We start from the raw sequence: 20,718 nt of genomic DNA, 5'->3' as shown, positions 1-20,718 counted from the left end.
GCTGTCTTCTCACCTGTCCGATGATGTCGGCTGGTTTTGATCCGATGATTTATGAATGTCTTATGTTCATGATGAATTGATGATCAATTTGGGATGCGGGTGTACGCCTGCATCCCTTTTTAATTTTCTAAAATGAGGTTGCAGCTGACCGAAAATTTTAAGTGGAGGTGTAGAATTATCAGTAAAGAACATTTGATCAATGATGAGATACGGGCGAAGGAAGTCCGTTTGGTAGGCGCTGAAGGCGAACAAATCGGCATTAAGCCGCTCCGCGAGGCGCTGCAAATGGCGATCGATCTTAATCTGGATTTGGTGAACGTGGCGCCGACGGCCAAGCCGCCGGTATGCCGGATTATGGATTACGGCAAGTTCCGTTACGAGCAGCAGAAGAAAGAGAAGGAAGCCCGTAAGAATCAAAAGACAGTGGATATCAAGGAAGTATGGTTCCGCGCGAATATCGAGGAACATGATTTCCAGACCAAACTCCGCAATGTGATCAAATTTTTGAAGGATGGCGACAAAGTGAAATGCTCGGTGCGTTTCCGTGGCCGTGAAATTACTCATGCTGACATCGGGAAGAAGATTCTGGACCGCGTGAAAGACGAGGTTGCGGACATCTCCTCAATCGAGCGGATTCCTAAGCTGGAAGGCCGGAGCATGATTATGATTTTGGCACCGAAAAACTAAGCGCCGCTTAGCGAGGGGCTCCGCTTAAGGAGCTTCCGTGAAGCCGTGCCCACAAACTTTGAGGGGGAAGTACAATGCCTAAAATGAAAACTCACAGCAGCCTGAAAGGCCGCTTCAAAATTACAGGATCGGGTAAAGTTAGACGTTACAAAGCGAACCGCAACCACCTGCTGTCTCATAAGTCCAACCGTCGCAAGCGCGTCCTGGCGAACAGCCCTGTTGCTTATGCTGGGGATGTTAGACGTTTGAAACAGCAACTTGCAAATCTGAAGTAATTCACTTAAATTTCTGGGAGGTTTATTGATATGGCAAGAGTAAAAGGCGGATTCGTTGTTCGTCGTCGTCATAAAAAAGTATTGAAGCTTGCTAAAGGTTACTTTGGCTCGAAACACCGTATTTTCAAAACAGCTAACGAGCAGGTTATGAAATCCCTGCTGTATGCTTACCGCGACCGTCGCACGAAAAAACGCGATTTCCGCAGATTGTGGATCGTTCGTATCAATGCTGCAGCTCGCCTGAACGGGTTGACTTACAGCAAATTGATGCACGGCTTGAAGCTGGCTGAGGTGAACATCAACCGTAAAATGCTGGCTGATCTCGCTGTTAACGATCTGAATGCATTCAACTCTTTGGCGGCAGTAGCTAAAGAGAAAATCAACGCTTAATACTGCGTGCGCGCATAACAGGCGCCCCTTTTGGGGTGCCTGTTTTTTTACATTGCAAGCGGCTGAGCCTCTCGTGGCAAGCGCAGGCGACGGTTTTTTGCTAGGGCAAGGCGATGGTGGAAGCGAATGCGGCGGCTGGTGAATACACTGGCATGAAGCAAGCTAACTCTAATCGAGGAGGAAGATCGAAGTGAGTAAACCGGTTACGAGAAAAGAAGCCGAGAAATGGCTTGGCAAATCCATTACCGCTGTAAAGAAGGATGGCAGCATCGTTACGGGGAAGCTGGTTAAAATCAGCGGCAATCGCTTGATCGTTCGCCAGCCGGGCAAAAAAGTGAAAACGAAGGCGCTCATTCCGCTCGTTTTATTTGATCTGTTAGCCATTGGGACCGGCCCTTACGGCTATGGATATGGCTATGGCGGATATCCTTACGGCTACGGCTATGGCTACAATTACGGCGGTTACGGCTACGGCTACCCGTATGGCTATTACCGCTAGAAATTAAAACGGAGGGCCTACATCCGGACCAGCAGCCTCTTTTCCAGCTCATAGCACCGGGAAAAGGGAATATACCGGACGACTTCATATCCGGAATTTTGGTAAAACAGGTGGGCCCGGGCATTTTCCTGGTCCACCAAGACTTTTGCCCGGGTGCAGCCCCTGGAGCCCGCTAAATTTTCGGCATGGGCGATCAAGGTTTTGCCATGGCGCTTCCGCTGCTGCTGCGATGCAACGGCCATCATATCGATATACAGGAGCTCCCCATGGATCATGAAATGGATAAAAGCTACGGGATCGGCCTCATAATAAGGCGAGGCGACAAGCGTAATCCCCTGCGCAAGCCGCTTGGGAATATCCCGGATCACCTTTTTCAGCTCCGGCGGGGACATGCTCGAATGAGGGACAAGCTCCTTGTGGATCAGCTCAATAATCACGGGATCATCCTGCTTGGGTCGTCTGTATCGGATCATACGCTCGTACTCCTCCTTGCGCTGCGTATTTTGGGCACTTTAATACATCATATGAAGTAGCAGGGCGAATGGGTTCCGCATTTCCATGGATCAATCGGTGGCACGGTTTTTGAAGGCGCATTGCCGGCCAGGGGAATATAACGTCTGCACGGAGTTTCATCGCAAGGAAGCGTGCGGAAGATCATTGCTCCACCAAGGTTTTTAACCCTGCAATTCAGCAGTGTGGTGAGGTGTTTTGGAGAATAGCGCCAAATCATATGGCAAAAGGGTATTGACTCTATGCGCGAACTAATCATATAATGTGTCTAAACATTTTTAACGTTCATAGCGAATCGGCGATGAAGAGGACGAAGGTTTAAGGGCTCTTTGCTCAGAGAGTGGATGGATTTGCTGAGACCACCCACCATTAATCCCTTAAATGCGAGCTCACCTCGGAGCTGTTTTCCTGAAAAGCGAACACGCGGGACATCACTCTGTGTATTTCCGCTTCAAGCCTATTAGGGAGAATCGTCAGGCCTGCGTTAAAGGCCACGAGTAAGGAGAGAGCTAGCAATCCCTACTCGTCAAGGCTTGGCACTGTGAGGTGCTGGGTAAAAATGGGTGGTACCACGGAAGCGATAACCTTTCGTCCCTCGGAACAGGAGACTGTTCTGGCGGGCGGAAGGTTTTTTGTTGTATTTCTCTAGAAATACTTAAATTTTGGAAGGAGGATGACTGATGAGCGCGCAAATACCAGCAGTGCGGTCTACAGAACAATTACGTGAGAAATGGATGAAACCTGAAGTCATTACGGGTTCGGAAATATTGCTACGGAGCCTGGTGTTGGAAGGTGTCGATTGCGTCTTCGGTTACCCGGGCGGAGCCGTATTGTACATCTACGATGCGTTGTACGGCTTCAAGGATTTCAATCACTTGCTGACAAGACATGAGCAGGGAGCGATTCATGCAGCCGACGGCTACGCACGGGCAAGCGGCAAGGTAGGGGTATGTATCGCAACTTCGGGACCGGGGGCGACGAACACAGTCACCGGGATCGCGACGGCGTTCATGGATTCGGTTCCCCTCGTGGTGATTACCGGAAACGTCGTATCCAGCCTGATCGGAACGGATGCCTTCCAGGAAGCGGATATTACCGGCATCACAATGCCGATCACGAAGCATAGCTACTTGGTACGCAGCGTAGAAGAATTGCCCCGCGTGATTCACGAAGCGTTCCACATCGCCAATACGGGCCGCAAAGGGCCGGTACTGATCGACATTCCGAAGGACGTATCCGCGAACAAGACCCTGTTCAAGCCGGTACAGAGCGTTAACCTCCGGGGATACAATCCTAAGGTCGTTCCGAACCATCTTCAGCTGGAAAAGGTAGCGGCGGCAATCAAGGAAGCGGAACGTCCGGTTATTCTTGCCGGCGGCGGGGTCGTATACTCCGGAGGCCATGAAGAGCTGCTCGAATTCGTGACCCGGACGGAAATTCCGATCACGACGACGCTTCTGGGCCTGGGTGCGTTCCCTAGCGGCAATCCGCTGTGGATGGGCATGCCGGGAATGCACGGTACGTATACGGCTAACCAGGCCATTCAGAATTCCGATTTGCTGATCAATATCGGGGCCCGGTTCGATGACCGCGTTACGGGACGGCTTGACGGATTCGCTCCTCATGCTAAAGTAGTACACATCGATATCGATCCTGCGGAAATCGGCAAGAACGTACAAACGGCAATCCCGGTAGTCGGCGATGTGAAAACGGTGCTTGAGCTCCTTAATCCGTTAGTGGGTCGCAGCGACAAAGCGGATGCCTGGAGAAGTCAGATCAGCCAGTGGATGGCTGACAAGCCTTACAAGTACAAGGATTCTGATACGGAGCTTAAGCCGCAATGGGTCATCGAGCTGCTTAACGATACGACCAAGGGCGAAGCGATCGTGACGACGGACGTAGGCCAGCATCAAATGTGGGCGGCCCAGTATTACAAGTTCAATCAGCCCCGCTCCTGGATCACCTCCGGCGGACTAGGCACGATGGGCTTCGGGTTCCCGTCAGCGATCGGGGCGCAGATGGCTCATCCAGACCGGCTCGTTATTTCGATCAACGGTGACGGCGGCATGCAGATGTGCGCGCAGGAGCTTGCGATTTGCGCCATCAATAACATTCCGGTCAAGGTCGTCGTAATCAACAACCAGGTGCTCGGCATGGTGCGCCAATGGCAGGAGCTCATTTACGAGAACCGTTACAGCCATATCGACCTGGCCGGCAGCCCGGACTTTGTAAAATTGGCGGAGGCGTACGGCGTGAAGGGACTGCGGGCTACGAACAAGGAAGAAGCCAAGCAGGTCTGGAAGGAAGCCATGGACACGCCGGGTCCTGTGCTGGTGGAATTCGTGGTCAGCAAAGAGGAAAATGTGTATCCGATGGTTACCCAGGGTTCCACCATTGATCAAATGCTGATGGGGGACTGTGAATAATGACGACGACAATGACAAGCCATACAATAGCAGTATTAGTGAATGATCAGCCAGGAGTTCTGCAGCGCGTTTCCGGCCTGTTCGGCCGGCGCGGCTTCAATATCGAGAGCATCACTGTAGGGCAATCGGAAGAAGAAGGGTTGTCCCGGATGGTCATCGTAACCCAAGGCGACGACAAGACGCTGGAACAAATCGAGAAACAATTGTATAAACTCATCGATGTTATTAAAGTAGTTAATCTTAGCTCCAAACCGATGGTCGGCCGCGAATTGGCGCTGATCAAAGTAAAATCGGAGCCGTCGGAGCGCCCGGAAATCATGGGCGTCGTCGAGACCTTCCGCGCTGCTGTCGTTGATATCGGGACGAACAGTATGATTGTACAGGTCGTTGGCGACACGGAGAAAATTGACGCCATGATCGAGCTGCTCCATCCCTACGGCATTCGCGAGCTGTCTCGTACAGGGGTGACCGCGATGATTCGCGGCAACGCATAGGGCAAGCTTCATTAACATTTCCACATTTGGTGAGCGGGGGTTTGAGAGGATCACCAGGGAGTTAGAGGAACGGTCCTTTGAAGCACCCGCTCACCATGGGGATAGAACTAATACAAGGGAGTCCGCTAAAGGCGGCCCCGTAAAATTTTAGGAGGGCTATACAAATGGCAGTTACTTTGTACTATGAAAAAGATGCAGAGCTTAGCGTATTGAAAGGAAAAACGATCGCGATCATCGGCTACGGCAGCCAAGGCCATGCTCACGCTCAAAACCTGCGTGACAGCGGACTGAACGTAGTGATCGGTCTTCGCGAAGGGAAATCCTTCGATAAAGCCAAAGAGGACGGCTTCGAAGTATTGTCTGTTGCTGAAGCAACAAGCCGTGCAGACGTTGTTCAAATCCTGATGCCGGATGAGACTCAAGCTGCGGTATACCATAATGAAATCGCTCCTAACCTGAAGAAAGGTGCTGCACTTCTGTTCGCGCACGGCTTTAACGTTCATTTCGGACAAATCGTGCCTTCCAAAGACAACGACGTGCTTCTGGTTGCTCCTAAGTCGCCAGGCCACATGGTTCGCCGTACGTATGTTGAAGGCTTCGGCGTTCCAGGCTTGATCGCTATCCATCAAGATGCGACTGGCAAAGCGAAAGAAATCGGTCTTGCTTATGCTAAAGGCATCGGCTGTACTCGTGCAGGGGTCATTGAGACTTCCTTCCGCGAAGAGACAGAAACGGATCTGTTCGGTGAACAAGCTGTTCTGTGCGGCGGCGTAAGCGCCCTGATCAAAGCTGGATTTGAAACATTGACGGAAGCTGGCTATGCTCCGGAAATGGCCTACTTCGAGTGCTTGCACGAATTGAAACTGATCGTTGACCTGATCTATGAAGGCGGACTTGCTACAATGCGTGACTCCATCTCCAACACTGCGGAGTACGGCGACTATGTAACAGGACCTCGCATCGTAACCGAGGAAACGAAGAAAGCGATGAAAGAAGTGCTGGCTGATATCCAACAAGGTAAATTCGCACGCGATTTCATCCTGGAGAACCAATCCAACCGTGCATTCCTGACGGCTACCCGCCGCAACGAAGCTAACCATCCGATTGAGGTTGTTGGTGAAGAGCTTCGCGGTCTGATGCACTGGATCAAGAAGTAATTATTTAATGATATGTATCGAATCAAGCCGTGGAGATTGCTCCGCGGCTTTTTTTACATTTGCAAATCATTACCCATCACCGGAAGCAGAGCCCATGCTGTCACCGTTACAGAGTCTTTTGGCCGGGCAAGGCAGGCGTCTGTTAGACACCCGCAAATAAACAGCCTTGAGGCGAGTCAAGCTAGTGTTTAAATCCAGGCGAATTAGTTTATCTTAAGGAGGGATCTACAGCAATTTTAGCCAAAGGAGAAAAGGCAAACATGAAAAATACGGTTAAATCGGTGACCTCCCCCAAAAAATACATCACCGGCAGAGAGCTTCTGTCCAGCTTTAACGAGTACATGCAGTTCTTCGGTGACAGCGCCTATATTATCTGCGACGAGTTTATTCTGGAGCGTGCCCAGCGGGAGGCAGGAAAATCGATCGAGGAGGGCGGCAATAAAGCCGTGTTCGAGAAATTCAACTATGAATGCACGAAGGAGGAAATCAACCGCCACCGCGAGCTGGCCCGGGGAGCGGGAGCTAATATAATCGTCGGCATCGGCGGCGGCAAGACCCTAGATACTGCCAAGGCTACGGCTTATTATGAGAAGCTGCCGGTCGTCATCTTTCCGACGATCGCTTCAACGGATGCGCCATGTACCGCACTTGCAGTCATTTATAAAAAGGACGGCTCCTTCGACGAGTATTTATTTCTGCCAAGCAATCCGGATGTCGTCTTGGCGGATACCGGCATATTGGCAGCCGCTCCTCCGCGCTTTTTTGCGGCCGGTATTGGCGATGCTTTGGCGACTTATTTCGAAGCCCGGGCCTGCTACCGGTCATTTGGCGATAATCTGGCATTGATGAAGCCATCGACGACCGGTCTCGGCTTGGCGCGCTTATGCTACGAGACTCTGATTGAGAATGCCGTCAAAGCCCAGCGCGCCGTAGAGAAGGGGGTGGCGACCAGAGCTGTGGAGGATACGATCGAAGCAACGATCTATCTGAGCGGCGTCGGAGCCGAATCTGGCGGCCTGGCAGCGGCCCATGCCATTCATAACGGAATGACTGCCGTGCCGGCGCTCCATAAAGCGCAGCATGGAGAGAAGGTTACCTTTGGGCTGCTCGCCCAGCTGGTGCTGGAGAACGCTCCGAAGGAGGAGCTGGAGACCGTGATCGGCATTGTAAAAGGGGTAGGGCTTCCGTTGACCTTAAAGGATCTCGGGGTTACGAAATTCATCGAGTCAGAGTGGCGCCAAGTAGCCGAAACGGCCTGTGCCGAAGGGGATACCATGGGCAATATGCCTTTCCCGGTGACACCGGATGATGTATACAATGCGATTGTGGCGGCCAATGCCATCGCGGAGTCGTACCGCGAAGGCTGATTCTTTGTGGTGCCTGATTTCCGGGCAAAATTAAGCCCATGCAGGGATTAACCGGTATAGACCGGGTTAATCCCTGTTTTATTCTAAGCTCGTGCAAAATGCGTTTAAAAGCGCCCAGTTTCCTAAAATGCAAGCAGACAGATGTTTTTTCATATCTTATAGTTAAAACCTATTGCATTAATAGATTCTATATCTTTGTTTATCCCTACCTGTTATGTTACAACAGAAGAAGAGCATTGTTCGAAGAGTATAGTGAATGAGAGGGAGTTGTAAGTCATGACAGAAGTGAAGAAAATTGCGGTAATTGCAGGCGATGGCATCGGCCCCGAGGTCGTAGCTGAAGCAGAGAAGGTATTGAAGCGCACGGAAGAAGTATTCGGCTACCGCTTTGAAACCGAGCATGCCTTGTTCGGGGGCATCGCTATCGATGAGAAAGGCACCCCGCTGCCGCAGGAGACGCTGGAAGTCTGCCAGCGCGCCGATGCGGTGCTGCTTGGAGCGGTAGGCGGTCCGAAATGGGACAACAACCCGAAGGAGCTGCGTCCAGAAACGGGACTGCTCGGAATCCGCAAAGCGCTGGGGCTGTTCTCCAATCTTCGTCCGGCAGTTGTTTTCGATTGCTTGAAGGATGCTTCTACGCTGAAGCCGGAAGTGCTTGAAGGGACCGATCTGATGGTTGTTCGCGAGCTGACGGGCGGTATTTATTTCGGTGAGAAGTTCCGCCGCGAGACCGAGAACGGACAAGAAGCCGTGGACACCTGCGCTTATAATGTGAACGAGGTTGAGCGCATCGTCCGCCAAGCCTTCGAAATTGCCCAGAAACGCCGCAAGAAATTAGCTTCCGTCGATAAGGCTAACGTTCTGGAAACTTCCCGCTTATGGCGCGAAGTCGTGAACCGTATCGCTCCCGAATATCCGGATGTCGAGCTGGAGCATGTGCTCGTGGACAACTGCGCGATGCAGCTGCTGCGCCGTCCTTCAAGCTTCGACGTAATCGTTACGGAGAATATGTTCGGCGACATTCTTAGCGATGAAGCGGCTATGCTGACCGGATCGATCGGCATGCTCTCCTCCGCATCCCTTGGGGAAGGCAGCTTCGGCCTGTACGAGCCCGTACACGGATCTGCGCCAGACATCGCCGGTCAGAACCTGGCGAACCCGATCGCTACGATTCTATCCCTTGCCCTGATGTTCCGCCTGACCTTCGGCTATGCCGATGCTGCGGACGCCATCGAGGCAGCGGTAGCCGAGGTGCTGGATGCTGGCCACCGCACGGGCGATATCGCGGTTGACAAGAGTAAGGCGATCGGCACCAAAGAGATGGGCGACCTCATTGTAGCGGCTATCCGCAAATAAGCTTAAAGGATCATGCAGCGGTCTGCAGCGTAGAAGAGACGTTTCATGCTCTTCAAGCGCGGCAATCCGGCGGTGTCTTCCTGATGGGCTGGGCCGGACAAGACGATAACCTGAGCAAGTAATCTGAGCTTATAGAGCTATAGAAGCATATATCTGCATCTTAACGATGCCCCCTGACTGGAGCTTATCCAGATGCAGGGGGTTTTTTCTCCCGTTTTAATTATGTAAGAAAATTAGTTCTTCCAGCTCAATATTTATAAAAAGGGTTTATAATTACAAGTATTCGAAGGAATCTAAAGTAACAATCACGAATAAATTAAAGGAAGCCTAATGCAACATAAGGATACCTTCAAATATACACCGACGTCTAACTCGGGAAAGGGTGATGGGGAATGAGTTTTTGCTGTGGAGCCAGCATGGTTGGGACTAAGGGGACGCTGAAGCATTATCGTACGCAGGTTCATAATGTTCCCCTGCTGCTTTGCCCGGTATGCCATCGGGTCGAGGTTCATTATAAAGTGGAGCATGAGTATGAAATACTGGCGGAATACGCGCATGGGGACGGTGTATCCGAAATCGATTTTGGCGACTTCATTATGGAGGACGAAGAGACGATATTTGGCAACTGTGTCAATGTTGAGGACGAGGATCCGCTCCACATCGTTCAGAGCCAAATCGACATGGCCCTGGATCTTCTGGCGGTAGCCAAAGGGATTCAGGATAAGAAATGGGAAAGCGAGCTGAAGAAGCGGCTGGCCGTCATGAGCCGCCGTAAAGCAAGGCTGCATTATAATAAATAGGCCGTAAGAACGAAGTAGCCTCCTAGCGAGGCTGCTTCTTTTTGTATCCTCTTTTTTCGACAGTATCTCTGATTGACGTTAAATAAAAATGTTTACTATGATAAGAGTGATTAAAATTCTCTAATTAGTGGTAATTACATTTGGATATGTCCGATTACAAATATGAGAATCTTATCCATCCCTGGTCTCAGGGTAAGCCCGAGGTTTGAAATGGCAAGGTTTAAGTCTTGAATTGGGTTGAATGTTGTCGGATTGGCAGGGATACCATTGTGGGAAAAGGGGGAATCAACTTGTTAAGTGAGTTCCAGGAAACTTTGCTGCAGTCTGTCAAGGCATTTCAATCGACGCAGCTGGTCAAGAACAAGTATGAGAATGTTCTAGAAAATCTCGATAGCGGAATTATACTGTTTGATAGTGAAGGCGTGCTAACTTTTATTAATGTGCAGATGGCCAAGCTTATGGAGATGCCGCGCCAGTCACTGATCGGCTGCAACTTGCTGCAAATGCTGCGGCATCCTCACCTTAGCCGTTTCAAGAAGCGGAGGATTTTACGAATATACAGGGAGGCTATTTTTCACCGCAAAAAATATCACGAGCTCATTGACGAGTACGGTCGCCATTGGCTGATTACCATTACTTATGGAGATCAGATGGATGGAGACTATTTGCTTAGCGTAAAGGATGTATCAGATTACAAGCAAATCGAGCAGACGGCTTATCAGAACGACAAGCTTGCCATGCTCGGCAAAATATCCGCGGCGATCGCCCATGAAATCCGCAATCCCTTAACGGCGATCCGAGGATTCATTCAGCTCCTGCGTCCGCATCTCATTCAGCTTGGCCGCGATGAATATGCCCGAATCATCCTAACCGAAATCGACCGGGCTAATGATATTATTCATGAATTTCTGAATTCCTCTAAGCCGTCGGCTCCCCAGAAGAGCGTGATCAGCGTGTCTTCCTTATTAAAGGAGGTAGTGCTGCTAACCGAGAGCGAGGCATTGATGAAGGGCTGCGAAATCCATTTGGAGGTTGCGGATATAGAAATGTACGTATCCATTGACGTGAAGCAGATCAAGCAGGTTCTGCTCAACATCATCAAGAATGCGATGGACGCCATTGAGGAGGTCAGCAATTCAGTTCATAATGGAACCATACATCTAGGTGCGAAGCTTGTAGATAATTACGTCCATATTTCAATACAGGATAACGGGAATGGCATGGATAAAGGCTTGCTAAGCCGTTTGTTCGATCCTTTTTTTACGACCAAAGAGAAGGGAACCGGACTTGGCCTGTCCGTAAGCTATCGGATCATCAGAAATCACAAAGGAAATATTTCTGTCGATAGTATGAAAGGGATCGGGACAGTTTTTGTAATAGCGCTTCCAATAGTATCGCTTAACATGATGAAATCTTCGTGAGACCCGCTTTAAGATGCAGATCTCCGGAGGAGGAATTGAATATCAGAATTCGCTCAAGGAAGGTGCTGTGAAGGATTGCAGCCTGCTGAGAGAAATGTATTGAAGGCAGGAGGCGCAAGGCGCCTTTTTTGCCTGTTTCAATATGTGCTCAATCGTCTGTGTCCGGTATTTTCTATCCCCGTGACTAAGTTCATCATAATAATTACTTTACATTTTTAATCCCATTAAAGTAAGATGGATAGTAAAACATAAGACGAAGGGAATCGGTAAGATGAAAGTGAATCAGAGCAAGATCGTAGATTGCACCATTCGTGACGGCGGCTTAGTCAACAATTGGGATTTCAGCGTAGAATTTGTGCAGAAGCTCTATGCCGGGCTTAACGAAGCTGGTGTTGATTATATGGAAATCGGATATAAGAACTCTCCAAAGCTGCTTAAGGGGGCAGACGAGGCCGGACCTTGGCGTTTTCTCGATGATGAATTCCTCCGCAAGGTCATTCCGCAGAAGGGCCAAACTAAGCTTTCCGCTCTCGTGGATATCGGACGCGTGGACGAGAATGATATTCTGCCGCGCAGCGAGAGCCTGCTCGACCTGATTCGGGTAGCCTGCTACGTAAAGGATGTGGACAAGGCGCTGCAGTTGGTGCAGACATTTCATGACCGCGGCTACGAGACGACGATCAATATTATGGCATTATCCAACGTAATGGAGCACGAGCTGCTTGAGGCGTTCGAAATGATCAAAGAAAGTGTTGTGGACGTAGTTTACATTGTAGATTCCTACGGAAGCCTGGATTACAAGGACATGGAGCATCTGGTAAACAAATTCAAGACGCATCTGCCGAATAAGCGCTTGGGCGTGCACACGCATAACAATATGCAGCTTGCATTTTCCAATACGCTGGTAGCGGCCGATCTTGGCGTTGAACTGCTAGATGCCTCTGTATACGGCATGGGCCGCGCGGCGGGGAACTGTCCTACGGAGCTGCTGGTCACCCACCTGAAGAATACGAAATACAATCTTCGTCCTGTGCTCGAGGTGCTGGAGGAGCTGATGATCCCGCTTCGCGAGAAGGAAGAGTGGGGCTACCTGATCCCTTACATGATAACCGGGACTCTGGATGAGCATCCGCGTTCCGCGATGGCTTTGCGCGCATCGGCGGATAAGGATAAAGCAGTAGAGTTCTATGATAAGCTTACAACGCCTGAAGTGAGCTTCGAGAAAAAACAATAAGGTCAGCGCAATGAGCGCCATGGTCAAACGGCCGTGGTGCTTTTTTTGGAGAGAAGCAGGAAAATCGACAAAAAATGTTGAATAATTTTAATTCAAAACGATTTTTTGTTTTAATCCAGGGTTCCGTTACTCACCCTTTATTTAAATAACCATCGGGATATACCTAGTATTGTTATACGCACCATGACTGGGCGCCGCATTTTACCATTTCCGGGGGTTGAACATTATGCGAATCAGGAAAGAAGAGAAAGCAACAATCGTCATGGGGACGCTTGGCCTGCTTGCTATGCTGGGCATCATCTATTTTTCTTCAAGTATCGATTTTCCTGTATTTTCCAATCCTGTACGCGAGGCGATGTACCTGCTGGCAGCGCTGATGTATGGAGCGGTTGCCTTTGCGGTGTTTGCCCAGGGCTGGATGCTGTTCAAGGACAAGCTGTCCAGGCAGCGTCTCTACTCTGCCGTGCTATTTGTTATCGTAGGCACCCTGGATGTGCTGCATATCGCCGCCTTTAGCGGTGTACCCTTGTTTGGCTTCATGCCGGGTCATACGCTTTCCGTATGGTTTCTGCTGCTGTCCCATATGGCTGGAGCTGCGGGGATGCTGTTCATTTTCAGCTTGCCGGACAAGCAGGTGACCGTACGCCATAAAGCAGCGGCATTCACTGGAGCAGCGGTGCTGCTCGTGGCCGTGATCCTGCTGTTGTACAAATATCAGTTCCAGCTCGCCGACTTGCTGGGCGGGCAGGCGCTCGGAACGACTAAGCAGGCTGTATGGATCGGGGTTCCGTTTCTGTATGCCCTCGGCATTTTCGCAATTCTGTACAGGCATCGCCAGGAGCGTCCGCCTGCGGCGCTAACGGTCGTCTGTGCGCTTTTGTTTATGATGATCGGACATATTTTATTGACCGCTGCCGATCCGTTCGGGAAGGGGATTGCTCATATCGCTGGCGAATGCTTTATGGGCCTCTCCTATTATTATGTGTTGAAGGGCGTCTATCGCCTGACGATTGAAGAACCGTTCCGCGGGCAGCAGCTTGCGGAGGCACAAATGATGCATATGGCCTACCATGATGATTTAACGAGTCTGCCTAATATCCGCCGATTGAAGGAGCAGCTGGCCTTTCACTTGGCACCTGAAGGCCGGTCGGGGCTTTATACGGGGGTAGCCGTGATCAACATCAACCGCTTCAAGGCGATCAATGATTCGTTCGGATACCGGGCCGGCGATCAGCTGCTAACCGATGTAGGAGCCCGTTTAAGCCGGCGCTGCTTGCCGGAGGAAGGCGTCTACCGCTTGGGCGAGGACGAATTTGCAATTACGATACCGGAGTACTCCGATCCCCGCGCGATTGAGATTCGGGCCCAGCAGCTGCTTAAATCCATTCATCCCGCGGTCACGATAGAGGGGACGGAATACCATATTTCCCTGAGCATGGGGCTGTCCATTTATCCGTTGGATGGCCAAAGTGTAGACCAAATCATTCAGCACGCGGATATGGCGGTTCATAACGGCAAGGAGCAGGGGCTGGAATTCATGCGCTATACGGCCGCTATAAAGAATCAAACCCACTCTAGGGTAGAGCTTGAGAACGATATGAGAAAAGGGCTGGAGCGGGACGAATTTTTTCTTGAGTTTCAGCCTCAGGTCAGCCTGGACTCCGGCTGCGTAGTCGGCATGGAAGCGCTGGTTCGCTGGAATCACCCGCGCAGGGGATTGCTGTCGCCAGGGGAGTTCATCCCGATCGCCGAGGATAGCGGACTGATCGTTCCGCTGGGGGAATGGGTGCTCCGGACGGCATGCCGCTATAACAAGAAGTGGCAGGATGAAGGCTATGCTCCCTTATGCGTGTCTGTCAACCTGTCCATGCGGCAATTTCGCCAATGCAATCTGGTCGATAAAGTCGACAGCATCCTGCGAGAGGTAGGGCTGGAAGCGAAATATTTGGAGCTGGAGGTTACCGAAAGCATGACATTTGACATCGATACGGCATTTGATCAGCTGCAGAGACTGAAGCGGCTGGGGGTTCATATCAGTATCGACGATTTCGGTACAGGCTACAGCTCGCTATATTATTTGAAGACGCTGCCGATCGACCGCCTCAAAATTGACCGTTCCTTCGTCCAAGAGGTTCTGCTTGACGGGAACGGCGCAGCTATCGTCTCTACGATCGCCATGATGGCCCATCATTTGAAGCTGAAGGTAACGGCGGAAGGAGTAGAAAACACTGAGCAGCTGGAGTTCCTCAGGCTCCAGAATTGTCATGAAGGGCAGGGGTATTTGTTCAGCAAGCCGCTGCCTGCCGGCCTATTCGAGCGGCGCTTCCTTACCCACATTGCCGGGTAACGCAGGGGGCGCCTTCCCTCTCCTCGCTAACTGCTAACGGAATAAAAATGCCATAAATTAGCTGTTGCAAAGCGGCGGTAGAAGTGGTATATTTATTTTTGTCTTCACGAGCAATTGACTCGATTGAAGCTTCGGGACGTAGCTCAGCTTGGTAGAGCACCTGGTTTGGGACCAGGGGGTCGCATGTTCAAATCGTGTCGTCCCGACCACTATACAATAGGCCCTCAGAAGTCATCGGAATTCGCTGTAGAGCATATCGTCACTTTTGTGGGTATATATGCGGGTGTAGTTCAATGGTAGAACTCCAGCCTTCCAAGCTGGTAGCGTGGGTTCGATTCCCATCACCCGCTCCATTATTAAGTAAACGACAAACTGCCAACGGGCAGTTTTTTTATTTTCAGCAGTACTTCCCAATCAGCGTTTAAATGCTGCCGCAGTGGTTAATTATCCAGTGTAGCGTTATCAACCCGACATTCCTGAGGAGGTACTGGACATGATGAAGAAAATCGTTGGCGTCTTTGCTTCGGAACAGGATGCAACAAAGGCAATAGAGGATTTAAAACGGCACGGCTATCCGGTCGATGACATTTCGGTCGTTGGCAGGAATAGAGACCACAGTGATTCTGTACGGGAAAATACCGGGACGAAAGCGCCGGAGGGCGCAGCGTCCGGAGCGGCCACGGGAGGCATATTAGGCGGGCTTACAGGGCTGCTGGCAGGCCTTGGCGCGCTTGCAATACCCGGGATCGGTCCGATCATCGCTGCAGGTCCTATTGCTGCTGCGCTTACGGGGGCTGCCGTAGGGGCCGGAGCGGGCGGACTGGTGGGCGGACTAATCGGCCTGGGCATTCCCGAGGATGAAGCGAAGGAATATGGCAGCTATGTAGAGCATGGCCGGATTCTTGTGCTCGTTGATGCCGAAGAAGAGCAAAGCAGCCTCATTTATCGGATTTTCCGCGACAACCGCGCCTTGAATTCCCAAAATTTCGGCTTGACCGACGCCGATCGTACCAATACGGCGCTGCATAGGGAAGCCGGAGCGCCAAGCACAGGGATGGAAACTAGAGAGACGGCGGGAACATTCTATCAGGAAATTCCGCCGCAGGATGGAGAGCGAGCCATGAATGAACGGAATGAGAACGGGGAACGGGCAAATGACCTTGGATCAAGGGATGCAGGACAGCATCGGAGATCCTGGTAAATCATATTCTTCTAGCTATTTTAGAAAGTAAAGAAGACGGGCAGCCGGCGCTGCCCGTTCTTTTTGTGCTTGAACCATTAATTTTCTTCCTTCTTCTCTGCTTCGCTCGGGGAGTTAGTAATAATCGCTTTGACGCGGCCGATCTGGCCGTCCTGAAGACGGACTTTGATGCCGTGCGGGTGGTTGGCTGAATGGGTCAGAATATCCTTGACGATGCCGCGGGTCAGCCGGCCGGTGGCCTGATCCTTTTTAAGGACAATATCGACGGTCAGGCCTTGCTTAACGCTGCTGCGCAGTCTACCGTTCATGATGTCAGCTCCTTGCTTATGCTCAGTATATTCAGTGAATATAATTTAGCATATTTCCTGTACTTCATGAAAGTAGGCTTGCCTGACAGCGATAACCTTGCCATTGCAGCCAACTTTGCATATAATAACAAATAAGCCGCTGCCCTCGGGCTGTGGAGTGATTCGATGCTATATGCAAATGCGATGATGGAGAAGAGTAAGCAGAAGCCTCCTTCCAGGGAAGAGCCGCCGCAGACTGAGAGCGACTCTAGGGAAACAGACTGCCGAAGTTCGCTCCTGAGCAGTTCCCTGAACCCGCCATAAGCGTGGCTGTAGGGGTATACCGGCCGCGATCCGTTATGTCGCTCGAGTGAGAGCCAAATTAGTAGGCGAAGGGTTGTCCCTAACCCGCCAATTGTACAGCAAGTGCATTTGCATTTCCTGCTTATGCTCTAACAAGGGTGGTACCACGGTCTTTTCGTCCCTTTCAGGGAGAAAGGCCTTTTTTTGTTTCAGCTAATGGAATCCACAAGTTTTCGGCGGACCTGAACTATTCTGTTCATTCCAGGCAAACAGCCGTTAATCGCGGTTCCTTGCCGGGAGACCAGCCGGTAAACGTTTTTCTTATTCAACCTAAGGAGGATTATCGATGAAAGAACGTTTGGAAGCACTCAAACACGAAGCTGTAGCCCAGTTGAATTCGGTGGCCGATGCAGCTCAATTGAACGACCTTAGGGTCAAATATTTGGGCAAGAAGGGCGCGCTGACGGAAATTTTGCGAGGCATGGGCGCATTAAGCGCAGAGGAACGCCCGGTGATTGGCCAGGTAGCCAATGAGGTTCGCTCGGCGATTGAAGCGCTGGTGGAAGAGAAGCAGCAGTATTTCCAAAGACGGGAGACGGAAGAGCGGCTTGCCGCAGAGAAGGTAGACGTCACCCTGCCTGGCCGTCCGTTGAAGCAGGGAGGCATTCATCCGCTGAATCAGGTCATCCAGGACATCGAAGACATTTTCATCGGGATGGGCTACCGGATCGCGGAGGGGCCTGAGGTCGAGACCGACTACTATAACTTCGAAGCGCTTAATTTGCCGAAGAACCACCCTGCCCGCGATATGCAGGATTCCTTCTATCTGACCGAGGAGCTGCTGATGCGCACGCAAACCTCCCCGGTACAGGTTCGGACGATGGAAGCGATGAAGGGCGAGGTGCCTGTGAAGGTCATTTGCCCCGGACGCGTATATCGGCGCGATGATGACGATGCTACCCACTCCTTCCAGTTCCATCAGATCGAAGGCCTGGTGATTGGCAAGAACATTCGCATGAGCGACCTGAAGGGGACCCTGCTGCAATTCACGCGCGAGATGTTCGGGCCGAACACGCAAATCCGGCTGCGTCCAAGCTTTTTCCCGTTCACTGAGCCTAGCGTCGAAGTGGATGTCACCTGTGTGAAATGCGGCGGAGACGGCTGCCGGGTATGCAAAAACACCGGCTGGCTTGAGATTTTGGGCAGCGGCATGGTTCACCCTCGCGTTCTGGAAATGAGCGGCTACGATCCGGAGCAATACAGCGGTTTTGCTTTCGGGATGGGCGTAGAGCGAATTGCAATGCTGAAATACGGCGTGGATGATATTCGCCATTTCTTTAATAATGATCTGCGCTTCTTGGGGCAGTTCGCCCGAATTTAAACCTCTATAAGAAGGAAGGGAATTTGAGCATGAAAGTATCAACCGAATGGTTGTCGGAATATGTGTCATTGGATCAAATCAACATTGAGGAATTGGCCGAGCAAATTACCCGCTCGGGCATCGAGATCGATGCGGTCGAGGACCGGAACAAGGGAGTTACGAAAGTCGTTGCCGGTTATGTAAAAAGCAAGGAGAAGCATCCTGACGCGGATAAGCTGAATGTATGCATCGTCGATGCGGGCCAGGAAGAGGATTTGCAAATCGTCTGCGGCGCTAAGAACGTTGACGCGGGCCAGATGGTGCCTGTCGCGCTCGTTGGCGCCAAGCTTCCCGGCGGGCTGGACATCAAGAAGGCCAAGCTGCGCGGCATGCTCTCCCAAGGGATGATCTGCTCTGCCAAGGAGCTCGGCCTGAATGACAAGCTGCTTCCGAAGGAGCAGCAGGAAGGAATTCTGGTGCTGCCTGAAGGCACCGAAATAGGCGCGCCGATCGCACAGCTGCTGGGGTTGGATGATAAGGTGCTTGATTTCGATCTTACACCGAACAGATCCGACTGTCTGAGCATGCTTGGGGCTGCCTATGAGGTTGCGGCTATTTTGGGCAGGGAGGTCAAGCTGCCGGAGCCGGAGAAGAAGCTTGTAGAGGCAGGGGAGCCGGCCAAGGAACGGGTCTCGGTCAAAATTGAAGCGGACGAGCTGTGCAGCCGTTATGCGGTTAGATACATTTCCGGCGTAACGATCGGTTCGTCCCCGCAGTGGATGCAGAATCGCTTGATAGCGGCGGGAATCCGCCCGATCAATAACATCGTGGACATTACCAACTATGTCATGCTGGAATACGGCCAGCCGCTACATGCGTTCGACGCGGATACTATACAAGGCGGTGTCATTGGAGTCCGTAAAGCCAGAGCGGGCGAGAAGCTGGTCACACTGGACGGCCAGGAAAGAGAACTGGAGGCGGGTGCCCTTCTGATCGTCGACGGCGAGGATCGGCCGGTCGGTCTCGCCGGCGTGATGGGCGGACTCGATACCGAGGTGACTGCAAGTACGGTGAACATCGTGCTGGAATCCGCCAAATTTGACGGCGGCTCTGTTCGCAGAACCTCGCGCAATCTGGGGCTGCGTTCCGAAGCATCCCTGCGTTTTGAGAAAGAGGTTGATCCTAAGGCGGTGATTCCAGCTTTGAACCGGGCGGCTGAACTGATGGCGCTCTACGCCGGAGGCAAGGTGCATCAAGGAATCGTTGAGAGTGTCGTTTCAGAGGCGGAGGACAAGATCATCCAGCTCTCTTTGGCGAAATTAAACGCATACTTAGGTACGGATATTTCCTCCTTGGAGACGAAGGCGATTTTCGCCCGCTTGCATTTCGAGTGCGGGGAGGCGGCAGGCGGTATGCTGGAGGTTCGCGTGCCTACCCGCCGCGGCGACATTACGCGGGATGTGGATTTGATCGAAGAGGTAGCCCGGCTGTACGGATATGACAACATTCCGACGACGGCGATCGAAGGGCCGACAACGGCCGGGGGATACACGAGGCCGCAGGCGCTGCGCCGTGCTTTGCGGGGATTGCTGGTCCATGGGGGCCTGCAGGAAGTGATGGGATACTCCTTCATCCATGAAGGATTCGGTCCATTGTTTCCCAAGCTGGATGAAGGAGGACGCGAAGTGAAGCTGGCGATGCCGATGAGCGAGGATCGCAGCGTGCTCCGCATAAGCCTTATTCCCGGCTTGATTCAAATTGCCGCCTATAACCGCAACAGGAAGCTGGATAATCTTGCCCTGTTCGAGATGGGCAGCGTCTTTCTGACGAACGAAGAGAAATTGACGAAGCAGCCGCGGGAAATCCCGGTGCTGGGCTTGCTGCTTGCCGGTGATCGTGAAGAGAAGCGCTGGAATGCAAGTCCGGAGAAGGTCGATTTCTTCGATCTGAAGGGTGTGCTTGAGAGCATTTTCGGATATCTCGGCATCGGAGAGCTTGTCAGCTATGAAGCGGATGCGCCGGAAGGCTTCCATCCGGGGCGTTCGGCTTCCGTATATTTAAATGCGCCGACAGGCAGGCAGCGGCTCGGCTCGCTCGGTCAGCTTCATCCCGAGCTGCAGCGTGAGCATGACCTTGAGGATACCTATGTTGCGGAGCTGCTTCTGGAGCCGGTATACCAGTATGCGGGGGATACTGCTGTATACCGCGATCTGCCTCGCTTCCCTTCCATGCAGCGGGACATTGCCGTCGTCGTTGACACGGATGTGGAAGCGGGCTCGCTCCTGGCTGCCATTCGGAATACGGCGGGCGACCTGCTCGAAGAGCTGAACGTATTTGACGTGTATACGGGCAGCAAGCTGGGTGAAAACAAGAAAAGCGTAGCTTTGTCTTTGGTATACCGCCATAAGGAGCGCACGCTGACCGACGAGGAGATCGCTGCTGTACATGGCCAGGTTGTGTCGGTGCTAGAGCAAACTTTTGCGGCTGAATTAAGAAAATAGCAGGAATTGAACAAAGTCACATCGAATCAAGTTAAGTATCGATTCGATGTGACTTTCGTGCAAGGACAGACAGCTTAGATGAAACGTAAGGACCGAAGGAGGC

At 51.8% G+C, this 20,718-nt stretch carries 18 protein-coding genes and 2 tRNA genes; 18 read left to right on the top strand and 2 right to left on the bottom strand.

What is annotated here, in order from left to right:
- The first annotated feature begins 192 nt into the window (after positions 1-192).
- From infC to BN2762_RS22230, 4 genes are all read left to right on the top strand, one after another.
- On the top strand, positions 193-687 hold the full coding sequence (gene infC / locus BN2762_RS22245) for a translation initiation factor IF-3 (RefSeq protein ID WP_055109040.1): 495 nt from the start codon (positions 193-195) through the stop codon (positions 685-687).
- Positions 688-761: 74 nt separating this feature from the next.
- On the top strand, positions 762-962 hold the full coding sequence (gene rpmI, locus BN2762_RS22240; protein ID WP_019639356.1) for a 50S ribosomal protein L35: 201 nt from the start codon (positions 762-764) through the stop codon (positions 960-962).
- A gap of 30 nt (positions 963-992) precedes the next feature.
- Entirely contained in the window at positions 993-1,352 is a 360-nt protein-coding gene (gene rplT, locus BN2762_RS22235; RefSeq protein ID WP_055109039.1) for a 50S ribosomal protein L20, read from the top strand.
- 190 nt (positions 1,353-1,542) lie between these two features.
- Positions 1,543-1,851 carry a hypothetical protein gene (locus BN2762_RS22230; RefSeq protein ID WP_055109038.1) on the top strand — a complete coding sequence of 103 codons (309 nt, stop codon included), beginning with the start codon at positions 1,543-1,545 and terminating at the stop codon, positions 1,849-1,851.
- Between the two features lie 17 nt (positions 1,852-1,868).
- Here the strand turns inward: BN2762_RS22230 and BN2762_RS22225 are convergent, their stop codons facing one another.
- Complete coding sequence (locus BN2762_RS22225; RefSeq protein WP_055109037.1) at positions 1,869-2,324, bottom strand: GNAT family N-acetyltransferase; 456 nt, start codon at positions 2,322-2,324, stop codon at positions 1,869-1,871.
- Between the two features lie 717 nt (positions 2,325-3,041).
- Between BN2762_RS22225 and ilvB the strand changes: the two genes are divergently transcribed.
- The 12 genes from ilvB (at position 3,042) to BN2762_RS22165 (ending at position 16,164) form a co-directional block, all read left to right on the top strand.
- Positions 3,042-4,787 (top strand): biosynthetic-type acetolactate synthase large subunit, encoded by a 1,746-nt coding sequence (ilvB, locus tag BN2762_RS22220; protein ID WP_055109036.1) that lies wholly within the window; start codon positions 3,042-3,044, stop codon positions 4,785-4,787.
- Positions 4,787-5,281 (top strand): acetolactate synthase small subunit, encoded by a 495-nt coding sequence (gene ilvN, locus BN2762_RS22215; protein WP_187386571.1) that lies wholly within the window; start codon positions 4,787-4,789, stop codon positions 5,279-5,281. The genes ilvB and ilvN overlap by 1 nt, the downstream gene beginning before the upstream one ends.
- A 164-nt stretch (positions 5,282-5,445) precedes the next feature.
- A complete protein-coding gene (gene ilvC, locus BN2762_RS22210; RefSeq protein WP_055109035.1) occupies positions 5,446-6,438 on the top strand; it encodes a ketol-acid reductoisomerase in 993 nt (330 codons plus the stop codon).
- 260 nt (positions 6,439-6,698) lie between these two features.
- Positions 6,699-7,805: a glycerol dehydrogenase gene (locus tag BN2762_RS22205; RefSeq protein WP_055109034.1), complete on the top strand. Its 1,107-nt coding sequence runs from the start codon at positions 6,699-6,701 to the stop codon at positions 7,803-7,805.
- Between the two features lie 276 nt (positions 7,806-8,081).
- Entirely contained in the window at positions 8,082-9,161 is a 1,080-nt protein-coding gene (gene leuB, locus BN2762_RS22200) for a 3-isopropylmalate dehydrogenase (RefSeq protein ID WP_055109033.1), read from the top strand.
- Between the two features lie 392 nt (positions 9,162-9,553).
- The gene (locus BN2762_RS22195) at positions 9,554-9,961 is read left to right on the top strand and encodes a hypothetical protein (protein WP_055109032.1); all 408 of its coding nucleotides are present in this window, start codon (positions 9,554-9,556) and stop codon (positions 9,959-9,961) included.
- A gap of 290 nt (positions 9,962-10,251) precedes the next feature.
- Positions 10,252-11,382: an ATP-binding protein gene (locus BN2762_RS22190; RefSeq protein ID WP_055109031.1), complete on the top strand. Its 1,131-nt coding sequence runs from the start codon at positions 10,252-10,254 to the stop codon at positions 11,380-11,382.
- Between the two features lie 271 nt (positions 11,383-11,653).
- Complete coding sequence (locus BN2762_RS22185; RefSeq protein ID WP_055109030.1) at positions 11,654-12,616, top strand: aldolase catalytic domain-containing protein; 963 nt, start codon at positions 11,654-11,656, stop codon at positions 12,614-12,616.
- A gap of 226 nt (positions 12,617-12,842) precedes the next feature.
- The gene (locus tag BN2762_RS22180; protein WP_055109029.1) at positions 12,843-14,963 is read left to right on the top strand and encodes a putative bifunctional diguanylate cyclase/phosphodiesterase; all 2,121 of its coding nucleotides are present in this window, start codon (positions 12,843-12,845) and stop codon (positions 14,961-14,963) included.
- A 132-nt stretch (positions 14,964-15,095) separates the two neighbouring features.
- Positions 15,096-15,172 (top strand) — tRNA-Pro (locus BN2762_RS22175).
- A 70-nt stretch (positions 15,173-15,242) separates the two neighbouring features.
- A tRNA-Gly gene (locus BN2762_RS22170) sits at positions 15,243-15,316 on the top strand.
- Positions 15,317-15,456: 140 nt separating this feature from the next.
- On the top strand, positions 15,457-16,164 hold the full coding sequence (locus tag BN2762_RS22165) for a general stress protein (RefSeq protein WP_083485078.1): 708 nt from the start codon (positions 15,457-15,459) through the stop codon (positions 16,162-16,164).
- 77 nt (positions 16,165-16,241) lie between these two features.
- Here BN2762_RS22165 and BN2762_RS22160 read toward each other — a convergent pair whose 3' ends face one another.
- Positions 16,242-16,472 (bottom strand): YwbE family protein, encoded by a 231-nt coding sequence (locus BN2762_RS22160; protein WP_055109028.1) that lies wholly within the window; start codon positions 16,470-16,472, stop codon positions 16,242-16,244.
- A 628-nt stretch (positions 16,473-17,100) separates the two neighbouring features.
- On the opposite strand from BN2762_RS22160, the gene pheS reads away from it, so the two are divergent.
- Both pheS and pheT read left to right on the top strand, forming a co-directional pair.
- Positions 17,101-18,135 carry a phenylalanine--tRNA ligase subunit alpha gene (pheS, locus tag BN2762_RS22155; protein ID WP_055109027.1) on the top strand — a complete coding sequence of 345 codons (1,035 nt, stop codon included), beginning with the start codon at positions 17,101-17,103 and terminating at the stop codon, positions 18,133-18,135.
- Positions 18,136-18,164: 29 nt separating this feature from the next.
- Positions 18,165-20,615, top strand: a complete 2,451-nt coding sequence (gene pheT, locus BN2762_RS22150; RefSeq protein ID WP_055109026.1) for a phenylalanine--tRNA ligase subunit beta — start codon at positions 18,165-18,167, stop codon at positions 20,613-20,615.
- Positions 20,616-20,718 lie beyond the last annotated feature (103 nt).

Source organism: Paenibacillus ihumii (assembly GCF_001403875.1).
GTDB lineage: Bacteria > Bacillota > Bacilli > Paenibacillales > Paenibacillaceae > Fontibacillus > Fontibacillus ihumii.
The sequence above is the reverse complement of the archived record's forward strand: the minus strand, read 5'-3'. Positions and strand labels throughout refer to the sequence as shown.

What these genes read in the sequence shown, in the direction of transcription:
- BN2762_RS22225 (WP_055109037.1), bottom strand. Translation starts at nt 2,324, where the DNA reads ATGATCCGATACAGACGACCCAAGCAGGATGATCCCGTGATTATTGAG.
- pheT (WP_055109026.1), top strand. Translation starts at nt 18,165, where the DNA reads ATGAAAGTATCAACCGAATGGTTGTCGGAATATGTGTCATTGGATCAA.
- rplT (WP_055109039.1), top strand. Translation starts at nt 993, where the DNA reads ATGGCAAGAGTAAAAGGCGGATTCGTTGTTCGTCGTCGTCATAAAAAA.
- pheS (WP_055109027.1), top strand. Translation starts at nt 17,101, where the DNA reads ATGAAAGAACGTTTGGAAGCACTCAAACACGAAGCTGTAGCCCAGTTG.
- BN2762_RS22180 (WP_055109029.1), top strand. Translation starts at nt 12,843, where the DNA reads ATGCGAATCAGGAAAGAAGAGAAAGCAACAATCGTCATGGGGACGCTT.
- BN2762_RS22205 (WP_055109034.1), top strand. Translation starts at nt 6,699, where the DNA reads ATGAAAAATACGGTTAAATCGGTGACCTCCCCCAAAAAATACATCACC.
- rpmI (WP_019639356.1), top strand. Translation starts at nt 762, where the DNA reads ATGCCTAAAATGAAAACTCACAGCAGCCTGAAAGGCCGCTTCAAAATT.
- BN2762_RS22195 (WP_055109032.1), top strand. Translation starts at nt 9,554, where the DNA reads ATGAGTTTTTGCTGTGGAGCCAGCATGGTTGGGACTAAGGGGACGCTG.
- ilvC (WP_055109035.1), top strand. Translation starts at nt 5,446, where the DNA reads ATGGCAGTTACTTTGTACTATGAAAAAGATGCAGAGCTTAGCGTATTG.
- BN2762_RS22165 (WP_083485078.1), top strand. Translation starts at nt 15,457, where the DNA reads ATGATGAAGAAAATCGTTGGCGTCTTTGCTTCGGAACAGGATGCAACA.
- BN2762_RS22160 (WP_055109028.1), bottom strand. Translation starts at nt 16,472, where the DNA reads ATGAACGGTAGACTGCGCAGCAGCGTTAAGCAAGGCCTGACCGTCGAT.
- BN2762_RS22185 (WP_055109030.1), top strand. Translation starts at nt 11,654, where the DNA reads ATGAAAGTGAATCAGAGCAAGATCGTAGATTGCACCATTCGTGACGGC.
- ilvB (WP_055109036.1), top strand. Translation starts at nt 3,042, where the DNA reads ATGAGCGCGCAAATACCAGCAGTGCGGTCTACAGAACAATTACGTGAG.
- ilvN (WP_187386571.1), top strand. Translation starts at nt 4,787, where the DNA reads ATGACGACGACAATGACAAGCCATACAATAGCAGTATTAGTGAATGAT.
- leuB (WP_055109033.1), top strand. Translation starts at nt 8,082, where the DNA reads ATGACAGAAGTGAAGAAAATTGCGGTAATTGCAGGCGATGGCATCGGC.